Annotated in this window: 13 protein-coding genes; 6 read left to right on the top strand and 7 right to left on the bottom strand. The window is 34.9% G+C overall.

What is annotated here, in order from left to right:
- Positions 1–5 precede the first annotated feature (5 nt).
- Positions 6–2279, top strand: coding sequence for an ATP-binding protein (locus tag B0A68_RS05435; protein WP_035689562.1), 2274 nt, complete (start codon positions 6–8; stop codon positions 2277–2279).
- Between the two features lie 164 nt (positions 2280–2443).
- Here the strand turns inward: B0A68_RS05435 and B0A68_RS05430 are convergent, their stop codons facing one another.
- The 6 genes from B0A68_RS05430 to B0A68_RS05405 all read right to left on the bottom strand — a co-directional run bounded on the left by B0A68_RS05430 (position 2444) and on the right by B0A68_RS05405 (position 7356).
- The gene (locus B0A68_RS05430) at positions 2444–2746 is read right to left on the bottom strand and encodes a hypothetical protein (RefSeq protein WP_035689561.1); all 303 of its coding nucleotides are present in this window, start codon (positions 2744–2746) and stop codon (positions 2444–2446) included.
- A 276-nt stretch (positions 2747–3022) separates the two neighbouring features.
- Positions 3023–4351 (bottom strand): serine hydrolase domain-containing protein, encoded by a 1329-nt coding sequence (locus B0A68_RS05425; RefSeq protein ID WP_035689558.1) that lies wholly within the window; start codon positions 4349–4351, stop codon positions 3023–3025.
- Positions 4352–4786 (bottom strand): MarR family winged helix-turn-helix transcriptional regulator, encoded by a 435-nt coding sequence (locus B0A68_RS05420; protein WP_035689556.1) that lies wholly within the window; start codon positions 4784–4786, stop codon positions 4352–4354. It abuts the gene before it with no gap.
- 413 nt (positions 4787–5199) lie between these two features.
- Positions 5200–5424, bottom strand: coding sequence for a hypothetical protein (locus B0A68_RS05415; RefSeq protein ID WP_035689554.1), 225 nt, complete (start codon positions 5422–5424; stop codon positions 5200–5202).
- A 209-nt stretch (positions 5425–5633) separates the two neighbouring features.
- Positions 5634–6026, bottom strand: a complete 393-nt coding sequence (locus B0A68_RS05410) for a hypothetical protein (RefSeq protein WP_035689552.1) — start codon at positions 6024–6026, stop codon at positions 5634–5636.
- A 433-nt stretch (positions 6027–6459) separates the two neighbouring features.
- The gene (locus B0A68_RS05405; protein ID WP_035689826.1) at positions 6460–7356 is read right to left on the bottom strand and encodes a helix-turn-helix domain-containing protein; all 897 of its coding nucleotides are present in this window, start codon (positions 7354–7356) and stop codon (positions 6460–6462) included.
- 440 nt (positions 7357–7796) lie between these two features.
- Between B0A68_RS05405 and B0A68_RS05395 the strand changes: the two genes are divergently transcribed.
- From B0A68_RS05395 to B0A68_RS05375, 5 genes are all read left to right on the top strand, one after another.
- Positions 7797–8426: a flavodoxin family protein gene (locus B0A68_RS05395; RefSeq protein ID WP_035689551.1), complete on the top strand. Its 630-nt coding sequence runs from the start codon at positions 7797–7799 to the stop codon at positions 8424–8426.
- A 13-nt stretch (positions 8427–8439) separates the two neighbouring features.
- Positions 8440–9153 (top strand): carboxymuconolactone decarboxylase family protein, encoded by a 714-nt coding sequence (locus B0A68_RS05390; protein ID WP_035689549.1) that lies wholly within the window; start codon positions 8440–8442, stop codon positions 9151–9153.
- An 86-nt stretch (positions 9154–9239) separates the two neighbouring features.
- Complete coding sequence (locus B0A68_RS05385) at positions 9240–9707, top strand: (2Fe-2S)-binding protein (protein ID WP_035689548.1); 468 nt, start codon at positions 9240–9242, stop codon at positions 9705–9707.
- A 23-nt stretch (positions 9708–9730) separates the two neighbouring features.
- Complete coding sequence (locus B0A68_RS05380; protein WP_035689824.1) at positions 9731–10345, top strand: hypothetical protein; 615 nt, start codon at positions 9731–9733, stop codon at positions 10343–10345.
- Between the two features lie 26 nt (positions 10346–10371).
- Positions 10372–12537 (top strand): xanthine dehydrogenase family protein molybdopterin-binding subunit, encoded by a 2166-nt coding sequence (locus B0A68_RS05375; protein ID WP_035689546.1) that lies wholly within the window; start codon positions 10372–10374, stop codon positions 12535–12537.
- 361 nt (positions 12538–12898) lie between these two features.
- Here the strand turns inward: B0A68_RS05375 and B0A68_RS05370 are convergent, their stop codons facing one another.
- Positions 12899–13165, bottom strand: coding sequence for a hypothetical protein (locus B0A68_RS05370; RefSeq protein ID WP_123947481.1), 267 nt, complete (start codon positions 13163–13165; stop codon positions 12899–12901).
- Positions 13166–13188: the final 23 nt, after the last annotated feature.

Raw genomic sequence — 13188 nt, 5'->3', positions numbered from 1 at the left:
ACTTAATGAAGATTAAAGATATAGTTAACCGTGATCTGGTTACATTAACCAATTGCGACCAAGAACCCATTCATATTCCTGGAATGATTCAGCCGCATGGTTTTTTAATGGGACTTACTAATGATTGGATAATCGATTACTGTACCAGTAATATTTCGTCTTTCATTGATTTAAGTTATACACAGGCACTCGGAAATAAATTTGAAAATGTTTTTGGCAGCAAAGCACAAGAACAGATTTTTAATTATATAAATTCAGATACAGTTCAGGATGTGTTTCCACTGGAGATAGAACTGCTGCAAAAAAAGTTTCAGGTCAATATTCACAAAAGCAATGATATTTATGTTTTAGAGGCTGAAGCTCAGTTTGACAAACAGATTTTGGCAGACATTTATACGCAGACTATTCAGTTTGTAACACAGATGAATAATACAAAATCACTAAAAGATCTGTGCGCGCTTGTAGCAGAGGGTACAAGGGAAATTACAGGATATGACCGTGTAATGATTTATCGCTTTGATGAGCAGTATAATGGTGAAGTTTATGCAGAAAGCTGCAGGAAAGATCTGGAGCCATTTTTAGGACTGCATTACCCGCATACGGATATTCCGGTGCAGGCAAGGGAATTGTACATCAGGAACCAGCTTAGGTTAATTGCAGATATTAATTATGAACCCGTTCCTATTTTTACTATTGATAATAGTGAGGATAAAAACCTTGATTTAAGTCTTTCAATTTTAAGAAGTACATCTCCTATTCATGTGCAATATCTCAAAAATATGGGTGTTGGAGCAACGCTGACCATTTCGCTTATTCATCATGACCGTTTGTGGGGTCTTATTGCCTGTCATCATTATTCTGAAAAGAATATTTCACCCGAAGTAAGGCTTGCTGCAAAACTTCAGGGGCAGTTTATCACCTCGCAGATCGATATTCGCGAATCAAATGACGAAAATATCAATGCAAAGAAGTCAATTGAAGCATTAGAACATTTAACCGCTCTTGATCTTCCGCTGGCCGAAGATTCATTGAACACTATTATCAAAATGCCCGAATTATTGACACTATGTAATTCTGGCGGAGTATCGATATTGTTTCGAAATAAAATTTATAAAAATGGTTTAACTCCGGAAGATGATCAGATCAAAGCTTTTGTTGAACAAGTAGAGAATAAAAAATCTACAGCGTTTTATACGACCAGAAAAATAAGTGACGATTTTCCTAAATTAGAAAGATGTTCCAATTTTGCCGGAGTAGTCTATCATTCTCTGGGCAATTCAAACCATATAATATGGTACAGACCGGAAACTGTCTCAGAAATTAACTGGGCAGGCGATCCGGAAAAAAGCATTATTAAAGATAAAAAAGGTCTGCATCCGAGAAACTCATTTAATATCTGGAAACAGATTGTCAAAGGGCAAAGCAGTATTTGGAAGCAGTACGAAATCAACGCCGCTGCAAAATATGCACATTCGCTTCATAATAATTTAATGATGATTCTGCTGAGTGAGGAAGAAGAAAAATACAGGCTTCAAAGTGAAATTTTAAGGGAGACCAATTCTGAATTGGAAAATATAAACTGGATCAGTACGCATGATCTTCAGGAGCCTCTTAGAAAAATACAGATGATTACCTCTAAGCTGCTTTCGGAAAAAAGCGGTAACCCTGAAGACTCTGATTTTGATTCTCTGGAACGGGTCTCAAAATCTGCTGCAAGAATGCGTGAACTTCTGCAGGATATTTTGAAATATACGCGGATTAAAAACATGAACGAAACTGCTGAAAAAATAGATCTCAATCTGATTTTTGAAGCAGCAACTGATGAAATAAGTGAGCTGATTTTAGAAAACAATGCGGTTATTGAGTGTGAGAGACTGCCGGAAGTTAAAGCAATTGGATTTTTAATGAAACAATTATTCTTAAATATTATTCAAAACTCCTTAAAATATGCTTCGACGGAACGGTCACCTGTCATAAAAATCACAGCGTCAAAGAAGCCGGTAATTATAAATAATCCCGTTAATATTAATATATCATGCAACTGGGTTAAGTTTTCGGATAATGGAATTGGTTTTGATCAAAAGTACGCAGATTCTATCTTTAAGGTTTTTACACGACTTCATACACAGCAGGAATACAGTGGATCCGGAATCGGGCTGGCATTGTGTAAAAAAATTATGCAGACACTAGGCGGAACAATTACGGCCGAAGGAAAATTAGGACACGGGACTTCTATTACTATTTATTTTCCTTGTAATGAAGAAGATACCCTTATTTAAAATTCGGTTTTAAACATAACTATTAAATTTGTCAAGATATTCAGCAATAAAGAGGAATGTATTGACAAATTTTTTTTGTCCAGTTTTGACACTTATTTAGCAAATACCAATTTCACTTATTAAGATTGTCAAACGGATTCATTATTTCTAATTAAAGAAAATGCTTAAAAGTAAGTGGACTCCAGATAAGGGTCATAGATATCTGCATCCCATTTATCATCGCCATAATTATCGATGTAATCCTCAGATTCTAATTCATCTATATTTTCCTGTTCAGCAAATTCCTCACTGTTAATTAGAAACTCACAGTCAAAATCCGGTTCGTCTTCATATTTGTAATATAAGTCGGCTATAGTCGTTTGATGTTTTTCAGAATACGTTTCTGCATTTTTAAAATTGGTATCTGACGGAGTATTAAATCGTTCAACTGAGTTAATTACGTAGCTGGTAGTAGTCTGTGAATTCATAATTTATTATAGAATATATAGATTTTATTTCTATTCAAAATTACAGGAGCCAGCTGCCTTCTTAATTATAGAATTTTGCGTTGAATTTATATAATTTAAAAGTGGTGTTTTGTGCTTGTTTCTTTTTTTTTAATATTTCGGTTGAGATAAATTGATTGTTCTGTTTGAATCTAATTTTTTAAATTTTCGAATTCCATGTATTTAATTTTAATAAAAAAAAGCTTCTTGTAATAATTCAAGAAGCTTTTTTTATTAATGATTTTAAATGAGTTAAAACTATAAATTATTTCTTTTTACAACTTCTTTGACTCCTCCTTTTGTCATAATTATAGAATTGAAAATGCCTGATTGATCCTGAATAAATTCAATTGTCCTGTCGTTATTGTCTACTCTAAAAAATTTTGTTTTCGACTCCGGTACTAGTTCCATTTCTTTACTATTATAATAAAGTTTATCGGCAATTTTTAATATTTCAACTTTACCATATTTGCCTGCATATTTATCGTATAATGTTGTGTCAATTTTAGTTTGAATATGTTTGTATGGAAGTTCTACTTCTTTTTGCAAGGCAATCGCTGAAAGGCCATAACCAATAATATGCGAAAATGATTCGTTATTAGAAAGTACAGTTACAAAAATTTTGTCATCTGTAAATCGGTTAAAGGAAGTCATTGTCCCAAAAAAACCTCCGTCATGAGCAATAAGCTGATGCCCATGATTATAAAATGGATTAATTATAAAACCATATCCCCAATTTTCAGAGCTGTAAGAAGTAAACATGAGTTTTTTCGTTTTTTCAGATAAGATAGTTGTTCCATATAGCGCGTTGTCCCATAAAGCCAAATCTTCTACCGTTGAATATACACCATCATGACCAATATTGACATCCCAATTGATATATGGATTGTGAATATATCCTTTTTCTGTTCTATAATAAATTTTCGCTTTTTTTGAGATTATCGAATCATTATTACTAATACCCGTATTTTTCATTCCTGCTTTTTCGAATATATTTTTTCTTAAAAAAAGTGCGTATTTCTCACCAGAAACCTTTTCTATAATCTTAGCTAGTAAATAGTAACCTATATTGCTGTATGCTGTTTGAGTTCCAGGAGTAAATTCATAGGGCATTTTTTTTATTTCAGCATAGGCAGAATCAGCGCTGATGCTGCTCAATGCTACTTCTTTGAAACCCATAGCAAGTCCCGAAGAATGAGATAAAAGCATATGAATAGTAACACTATCTGCTTTTGGGTAATCCGGAAAAAAAATACTGAGATGATCAGTAAGGGACAATTTTCCTTTTTCTACTAACAGAAGAATGGCTGCAGCGGTAAATTGTTTTGTTACCGAAGCAAGTTGAAATTTAGTATCTACAGTATTTTTAATATTCCACTCATAATCGGCTAGTCCATATGCTTTTTTTAATAAAACTGAACCGTTTTTAGTAACAAGGACAGCTCCACTAAAATTATTTACTTCAACTTGCGCTTGCATGTATTTTGTAAGATTAGCTGATATATTCTTTTGCCCAAAAATTAAGGTTGGGAAAAGTATGAATATTAGAATTTGTGCAGTTTTTGGCAGGTAGTATTTGGTATTCATTTATTTGCAGTTATTTATTATTTTATTGAGTATTTTATCTAATAAAGCTACTTCTTCTAACGACAAGCCATTTAGAGCTGTTTTTCTGTTTTGTTTGATTACTGGGTCTATTAAATCAAGAGTTTTCCTTCCTTTGTCGGTTACTTCAAGATTGAATTTTCTTCTGTCTTCATTATCAATTGCTCTTATCAGATATCCATTCTTTACCATCAATTCGATCATTCTTGTGATTGAGGCTTTATCTTTAAAAATAAGATTTGCTAGTTCATTTTGATAAATAGCAGCATCCTTGTTAAGTATTATTAAAATTAAACATTGATCTACTGTAATGTCATTGACAACTTTTAAAAGATTTTTTTGGGATAATTTTCGATATTCTTTGATTGCCTGTTCAATTGAATAAAGTACTGTTCCGGTTGGGTTATTATTATTCATATAATTTTGTTTGATACAAATATAGTTAACATATCAACTAATACTGCATTTTTTATTTTTTTTATTTTGAATAGTCGGTTTATTAGCTATCGGGATGTATTAAATGGATGATTTTCTGGCTCTTTGCGAGACAGAATTACCGGACTTTATTTTCTTAATATTAATTCTGCAAATCAGGCCTTGAGTGTCTGGAGGAAATAAAAAATCCTTCTGATTTAGTTTTAAATTGCAGATAATGCTTTATGTGTCCATGATTTCAGATTACGCGGATAGTTGCAATGATCACGCAGAAATTCTTTCTGTGCACATTTCTATATTAATAAAAACTTGATTTTTTTATATCCAAAAAAGCCTTCAAAATGTTTACATCTCGAAGGCTTTTCTATTTTGCTTATCTGCGGGTAAGGTGCGTCTTAATCTTCGTCATCCTCATCCGCCTCAGACTCGTCTAAAGTCCTTCTGTCTGCATCGTCATGATCCAGTTCGGTAGGCTGATGGTCGGAAGACCTTTCATCGTTATAATGCTGGCTGATCCCCGGATCGGTGTGCTCCATCGTTTCGGACTGGATGGATTCTTCCCCCATGTGATACATGCTGCCGTCCTGACGGTATGTATCGTAGTTTTCTTGTGGTATCATAATGTTGTAATTAAATAGTTAATAATTGCTGCTGACAGCGGTCCATCAATCTCTTACGGATTGAAAGAGTTGTAAAGCTAGAAAATAAGCAATGGATTAAATTACAGCCTGTTGCTGTTTAATTATATTATTTTCAGATGGTTAAGGTTTTTTGCTGTCATCGATTATCTGCGTGTAATACCGCGGAAGCGATCTTGAATTTCAATACATTAAAATTTTCGCTGAGAAGGCTTATGGAATGCAATAGGACCTGTTTCATCCCTGCTGATTTCATCTTCTTTAAGCTCCTCATTGCCAAGCTTTCCAATTTCGAATTCTTTGTGGACTGGATTATCCTGATCTGGTTCAATGGTTTCAAAGGTGTCGCTTTCAGCTTCATCGCTCCCCGGAGCATCAATGTCAGTTTCAAAACCTTCAGAGGGATCGTTATCTATAAGATCCTTTTCAATGTCCTTCTCAGTTATATCTTTAGATTCACTGTTCGATTCATTGTCAAGATTCTCTGAATCATAAGGATTGCTGTTTTCATCGCTGTTTTTTGTGCCTGCGTTTTGAAAATTCTTGTCATCCTGACTGTAATTTTGCGTTGTATCTGAATTCATCTTTTTATTTTTTTAAATTAAATTTCACTATCATTTTTAAAGGAGTGTCCAGTAGCAATTTCGCCGGTATTGCCGTCGTTGACTGACTTTATATTTCTATGTTGTCAAATTTAAAAAGTATAGGTACACTTTTTTTACAGAATAATGATTTCCATTTATAAAATAGCTATCAGACAAGTATGCAGGTAGGTGCCAATATTGTAAAGAGTTATAAGTACTGTTATGTTAACCCTGCTGGATTTACAAATCCTATTTATAAGTAAATATGAGTTAATTGCAACGGTAAAGACATAAAAGAAACGTTAAACCTAATGTTTTAACGTTTTCTTTAAGAGTGTTCCTTACTGAACAATTTACAAACCATTTTATGCAGGATTTAAAGAAATTAGCATATTTTCAGGTTAATATGTAATGAAAGCATTTTTTTGTTTTCCTAATTCATTATCCTGTATTCATTAGGAGTACTTCCAACATGCTGTTTAAAAAAACGAGTGAAATGCTGTGGATATTTAAAACCTAATTCATAAGCCACCTCATTAATCGTCTTTGTAGAATCGAATATTTTGTTTTTGGCTACATCAATAATTTTATTTTTAATGTATTCCTGAGCAGATTTTCCGGTTTCTTTTTTAATAAGGTCTCCAAAGTAATTAGGAGATAAATTTAATTCTCCGGCATAATAGGCCACAGAAGGCAATCCTATAATATTAGGTTTGTCGGAAGAAAAATAACTGTTTAAGAGCTCTTCAAATTTTTCGACAATTCCTTTATTAGTAGTATCTCTGGTAATAAACTGCCTGTCGTAAAATCTTTCACAATAATTCAAAAACAACTCAATATTTGATGCAATCAGCTTCTTGCTGTGTTTATCAATAGATTGTTTTAATTCCACTTCAATTTTAGCAAAGCAGTCAAAGACAAGCTGTTTTTCTTTCTCTGATAAATGCAGGGCTTCACTGGTATCATAACCAAAAAAACTATATTCAGTAATACTTTTAGCAAGTGATGTACCACGGATTAAATCAGGGTGAAAAACTAGTCCGTGTCCTGCGGGCTGGTAATAATCTACTTTATTTTCTACATCAATAGTTTGTCCCGGCTTTATAAAAACTAATGTTCCTTCTTGATAATCATAGTAATTGCGACCGTATTTCAAGTCTCCGCACTTTACCTGTTTTAAGAATATACAGTAAAGTTCAAAGTTCATTTTAGAACCGGTCCTTGGTTTTGCTTTATTAAAATCAATTATACTAACTAATGGATGTAGAGTCTCGTGATTATTAAAATCATTGTATTCACTAATTGTTTCGAAGTTAAATACTTGTCCCATGTCTTTCATTATTTATTACACAAATTTAATTATTAAAGTATAGATTAAAGAGTAGTTTGCTGTCAATCAGTAATCTTGGTAGGAGATTCCGTAATCCGTATACCAATGCCGTGGGTTTAAGTTCGGAAATTTGTAATAATAAAATTATAAATCATATTACAATGCATAATATAAAATTAAACAATGGTGTCAAAATGCCATTTTTAGGGTTTGGAGTATTTCAAATGCAGGACATGGCAGAATTTCAAAATCCATCAATTCATAAATAGGAAAAATATAAACAATTAATATAAACAGCATTATAAAAAAAACACTTTTTGATTACTGGTCATTATTCTAATTGCAAACAAGTCTTTCGCACAAAATACTATTGCTGAAAAGGAAGTAATTCAACTTTCACAGCAAAAATTCCAATGCTAAATAAAATAAGATAAAATAAAATGAAAAAGCCAGCATCGTTATTGTTTCTACTAACTGCAGTAATTTGTATGTTTTCTGGCTGTAGTAAAGCGCAGGAAAAACCTCAGGATAAAAAAGAAGCTGTAGTGGATAAAAATATATTGATCGTGTATTTATCAAGAACTAAAAACACCAAAGCCGTTGCGGAGATCATTCATAAAAATGTGGGTGGTTTATTAGTTGAACTTGAATTGCAGAACCCTTATCCTGAAGACTACAAAATGATAGTGAGCCAGGTCGCCAACGAAAATGAGACAGGTTTTTTACCTCCACTTAAAACAAAAATTAACGATATGGAAAAGTATGATGTCATTTTTGTGGGGTTTCCAACTTGGGGAATGCAGCTGCCTCCACCAATGAAAAGCTTTTTGAAGAAAAACAACTTAGAAAGAAAAACAATTGTTCCATTCAACACGAATGCGGGTTATGGAATTGGCAGCACCTTTCAAACGGTTAAAGAATTATGTCCTACAAGTAAAATATTGGAAGGTTTTTCTACCAAAGGCGGAATGGAAAGAGATGGTATTTTATTTGTGATGAAGGGAGAAAAAGAAAAACAGGTAGAGCTTGAAGTTCAAAATTGGTTAAAGAAAATAGGTTTTATTAATTGATAAATAAAAGAAAATGAAAACGCTCTCCATACTTATAATGATGGTATTTGTTTCCGGAACAGCTTATGCGCAAACGGATCAAAGTAAAAAATTAAGCAAAGAACAAATAGCAATTATTAAGATTGGAGCTGTTACCGCGCAAGGTGATTTAGTAAAGTTGAAGACAGAATTAAATTCGGGTCTTGATTCTGGTTTAACCATCAATCAAATTAAGGAAGTTTTGGTTCACCTTTATGCGTATTGCGGGTTTCCCAGAAGCATTCGGGGACTGCAGACTTTTATGGCTGTTTTGGAAGAGCGTAAATCAAAAGGAATTACCGATACCGTTGGTCCTGAAGGATCATCTATAAAACAGGAAGGAAATAAATATGATCGTGGTAAAGCAGTTTTGGGAGAACTTACAGGCGTAACACAAGACGGACCAAAAACAGGCTACTCAGCATTTGCTCCTGAAATGGATGTATTCCTTAAAGAGCATCTTTTTGCAGACATTTTTGAACGAGATGTTTTGACTTTTGCGCAAAGAGAATTGGTGACAGTATCAGTAATTGCCTCAATTGGAGATGCGGAACCGATGTTGCAATCTCATTTAAACATCTGCCTGAATGTTGGTTTAAGTTCACGCCAATTACAGGAATTTTTGAGTGTAATTAAGACAGCAATTGGAGAGAAGGAAGCCAAAGCCGCACAAAAAGTTTTGAACGATGTACTAAAAGCTAAAAAGTAAAATCAATTTCTTGTATTTTTTTTGTAAATTAGAAATTAGAATAAAACACATAAAACCAGATAGTTGTCAATATTAAAACACGAATTATGATACAATTAACCGTAAATGGCAAAACTGAAAAACTTGATGTAAGCCCCGAAATGCCTTTGCTTTGGGCAATTAGAGATACACTTGGGCTTACCGGAACCAAATTTGGCTGTGGAGTAGCGCAATGCGGAGCCTGTGTTGTACATCTTGATGGTGAAGCTGTTCGCTCCTGTGTTACAAAGATGAGCCGTGCCGAAGGTAAAAATGTAGTGACCATTGAAGGATTATCTGAAAATAATGATCATCCCGCGCAAAAAGCATGGCAGGAGATTGACGTTCCGCAATGTGGTTATTGTCATTCCGGACAAATCATGTCGGCTGCTGTCTTGCTTCGGGAAAATCCAAATCCAAGCGATCAGGATATAGACGATGCAATGGCTGGGAATATTTGTAGATGCGGTACGTATCCCCGAATTCGCAAAGCGATACATCTTGCTTCAGAAATGCAGGGAAAAAGCAGAACATGATTTATAAACAGAAAACAAATCTCATGTCAACAAAAACTAAATTTATATTAATAGCTGTAATTCTAATTTCTACAATTGGACTGGCATTTACTGTTTCGTTAAGAAAATCAATAGAAAAGGAATATATAGTCATTACACCAGTAAAAAAAGACAGTGCAGCATCTGTTGCCGCTTTCAAACAAGTTTACAAGGTACTAATGAGTCCACGTTGTCTGAACTGTCATCCAAAAGGCGATATTCCGCTTCAGGGAGATAATAGCGTTGTTCACAGCATGCAGCCCAAAAGAGGAAAAGATGGAAAAGGATTATACGCAATGAAGTGCTCCAATTGTCATCAAGCCGAAAACAGTCCCGGACTGCATACACCTCCGGGAAATCCGGAATGGCATTTACCACCAGCTGATATGAAAATGGTATTTGAAGGTAAAACTGCTCATGAATTAGCGAAACAATTGGTTAACCCGGAACTAAATGGTCATAAGGATTTGCAAAAGCTTATTGCTCATGCTGACGACGGTTTGGTAAAAGCCGGCTGGAATCCTGGCAAAGGAAGAACAGTTCCGCCTTTAACGCATGCACAATTTAAAAAAGCCTGGATTACCTGGCTTCAAACCGGCGCTTATGCTCCTGCTAAATAAATTGTTTTAATTTTAATGACGACCCGATGACTAAAAATAATAACGTAGATACAACCAGACGAAATTTTCTTAAGCTAACCGGTTTGGGAGGCGCGGCACTTTGTCTTGGCTTTTATTTCCCCGCAGATGGAGTTCCAACACTTGTTACGCCTGCCGAGTTAACTGATGCAGAAATTGAGTTATGCCCCTGGATTATCATTAACCCTTCAGGAAAAGTAACGATTGTGAATCACAGGGCAGAAATGGGGCAGGGTTCATATCATTCGGTACCTCAGATTGTAGCTGAAGAATTGGAAGTTGATATGAATGATATTAATGTAATTTTTGCTATTGGAAATGAAAAAAAATATGGAGGACAGGTTACAGGAGGAAGTTCTACAATTCGCTCCTCGTATAAAAATCTTCTAAAATTAAGTGCTGCTTCACGCGAAATGTTAATCGTTGCTGCCGCCGCAAAATGGAATGTTTCAATTACAGATTGTTATGCAGCATCTGGCCTTGTAATTCACAAACCGTCCGGAAAAAAAGCACATTATGGAGAACTTGCCTTAGCAGCCTCAAAACTGCCAGTTCCGAAAGAACCGAAACTAAAAAAAATATCAGAATATAAACTAATTAGAAAACCACTAAAAAGAATTGATACGCCGCTTAAAACTAATGGATCATTAATTTTTGGACTAGACAAAAGAATTCCCGGAATGTTGTTTGCTTCAGTAGAACGGGATCCCCGCTATTTTGGAAAAGTAAAAAGTTTTGATGCGACACAAGCCTTAAAAGTTCCGGGTGTTAGGAAAGTTTTTAAAGTTGAAATGTCGTATTACGAATATAAGCGAGAAGGTGTTGCTGTAGTGGCAGATTCGACCTGGGCAGCTCTTGAGGGAAGAAAAGTATTAAAAGTACAATGGGACAGCAGTGGTTTTAAACACTGGAGTACTCCGGAAATCTATAAAACCCAGAATAACTTACTGCACAATCAGGAAGGTATGATGCTTAAAACACTAGGTAATCCTACTGAAATATTGGCTCAATCGACTAAAAAACTAGATGTGGTTTATCAGACTCCCTATCAATCTCATGTTGCGATGGAGCCTATTAATTGTATTGCCCATCATAAAGGGGAGTCGATTGAAATTTGGGGACCTATACAAGCGCCAGGATGGATTCAGGATGATATAAGTAAACAATTTAAAATTGACAAAGAGAAAGTAATTGTGAATATGACTTTTCTTGGAGGAGGTTTTGGGAGAAAAGCCATGATCGATTATCCAAGTGAAGCTGTTGGTGTTTCAAAAATAATAGGCGGTCCCGTTCAGGTAGTCTGGACTCGTGAGGATGATGCTGCATTAGGACCGTTTCGCCCGGGAATATCCTACCGATGTGAAGGAATGATTGCCAATGGAAAAATTGAAGCCTTGAAATTCAGAATGGCCGGACAGAACAATGATCACTGGCGTGGCGGTGCAAAAGATAAGCCGAACCGAAGTACAAGTGAAGGGTTTTTAAAACCTTATTATGAAAGCATTAAAAACCTCAGTATTGCTGATGTACTTTTTGAAACTACGATTCCGACGAGTTTTTGGCGATCCGTATATGCTTCTACAAACGGATTTGCCTATGAAAGTTTTATTGATGAGATGGCACACGAAGCAGAAAAAGATCCTTTGGATTTCCGCCGTGAGCATTTGCAGGAAGACCGCTGTCAAAAGTTAATCGATAAAATGGAAGAAGTTTCTGACTGGAAAAAACGCGCGAAAAATGAAGGATACGGTGTAGCCATTACCGAATGCTTTAATTCGACGGTAGGACATATAGTAAAAGTTTCAAAAAATCCTCAGGGAGGTATAAAAATTGATAAAGTCTGGGCTGTTATGGACTGCGGGTGGTATGTAAATCCAGATATTATCCATGCGCAGGTAGAAGGTTCCATTGTGATGGGATTGGGAGCAGCAACGACACATCAGATTACATTTAAAGATAATGTGGTAGAACAGCACAATTTTTATGATTATCCATTGCCCAGAATTAATGAAATCCCGCCTATAGAAGTATACATAATAGATAACGAGGAAGATGCCGGCGGAGTAGGAGAGCCAGGACTTCCGCCTTTTGCTCCGGCTTTAACTAATGCTATTTTTGATTTGACTGGAAAGCGAATCAGAACTTTGCCGTTTAAACTTTCTGACGCCTATTAGATAGAAAATTTTGCTTACACTACATACTGATCATAAAGGTGATAAACATAAAAAAAGCCCATTTCTAATGAAATGAGCTTTTAATTTTGTGACCTCTACGGGACAAATTTCTATAAATTTTATGGAAGATTTGAAGAGATTGGCTTACTACTGGTAGGACCTGTCTTTGAATGGTTTCAACAATTTGGTTTGGATGTCCTGTTGGGGTTTGATGAAAGAATTGTGTATAATTTTGAATGCCTAATACAGCTTCACATTCGAACCAAAATATTCATACCATTTTTTTGAAGCTGAAGCTGAATAAAAAATGTAAAATATTAAAATAGAAAGGGCTTGCAAAAACACAAAGCCCTTTTCTAAGTTAAATAACAGGAAATTGACCGGGTTTAAATCCTATATCCATCGGTCTTACAAATGAATAGTGAGAATGGATTACAAGCCAATCTGCGCTTTCAGTTTTTTGAAAAATCTCTGGAACATTCCATTCAAAGTCAAAATCTAAAGCTCTTACAAACATCTGGAAAGAGATCACAGCCGCATCTTTTGTAAACTGGATCGCTACATCTTTAAAGATATATTCTTTTTCTGCAATGATTTTTCCTTTTATCTTTTCGAAAAATTCAGACATTTCCTGTACAGAGTTGCGTCTCT

The organism is Flavobacterium reichenbachii (assembly GCF_002217435.1).
Lineage (GTDB): Bacteria > Bacteroidota > Bacteroidia > Flavobacteriales > Flavobacteriaceae > Flavobacterium > Flavobacterium reichenbachii.
Note: the sequence above shows the minus strand (reverse complement) of the source record. Positions and strands in the feature narration are given on the sequence as shown.

Coding starts and splice junctions, on each gene's coding strand:
- B0A68_RS05410 (WP_035689552.1), bottom strand. CDS start 6,026: ATGAATTCAGATACAACGCAAAATTACAGTCAGGATGACAAGAATTTT.
- B0A68_RS05395 (WP_035689551.1), top strand. CDS start 7,797: ATGAAAAAGCCAGCATCGTTATTGTTTCTACTAACTGCAGTAATTTGT.
- B0A68_RS05370 (WP_123947481.1), bottom strand. CDS start 13,165: ATGTCTGAATTTTTCGAAAAGATAAAAGGAAAAATCATTGCAGAAAAA.
- B0A68_RS05405 (WP_035689826.1), bottom strand. CDS start 7,356: ATGGGACAAGTATTTAACTTCGAAACAATTAGTGAATACAATGATTTT.
- B0A68_RS05425 (WP_035689558.1), bottom strand. CDS start 4,351: ATGAATACCAAATACTACCTGCCAAAAACTGCACAAATTCTAATATTC.
- B0A68_RS05435 (WP_035689562.1), top strand. CDS start 6: ATGAAGATTAAAGATATAGTTAACCGTGATCTGGTTACATTAACCAAT.
- B0A68_RS05430 (WP_035689561.1), bottom strand. CDS start 2,746: ATGAATTCACAGACTACTACCAGCTACGTAATTAACTCAGTTGAACGA.
- B0A68_RS05390 (WP_035689549.1), top strand. CDS start 8,440: ATGAAAACGCTCTCCATACTTATAATGATGGTATTTGTTTCCGGAACA.
- B0A68_RS05385 (WP_035689548.1), top strand. CDS start 9,240: ATGATACAATTAACCGTAAATGGCAAAACTGAAAAACTTGATGTAAGC.
- B0A68_RS05375 (WP_035689546.1), top strand. CDS start 10,372: ATGACTAAAAATAATAACGTAGATACAACCAGACGAAATTTTCTTAAG.
- B0A68_RS05415 (WP_035689554.1), bottom strand. CDS start 5,424: ATGATACCACAAGAAAACTACGATACATACCGTCAGGACGGCAGCATG.
- B0A68_RS05380 (WP_035689824.1), top strand. CDS start 9,731: ATGTCAACAAAAACTAAATTTATATTAATAGCTGTAATTCTAATTTCT.
- B0A68_RS05420 (WP_035689556.1), bottom strand. CDS start 4,786: ATGAATAATAATAACCCAACCGGAACAGTACTTTATTCAATTGAACAG.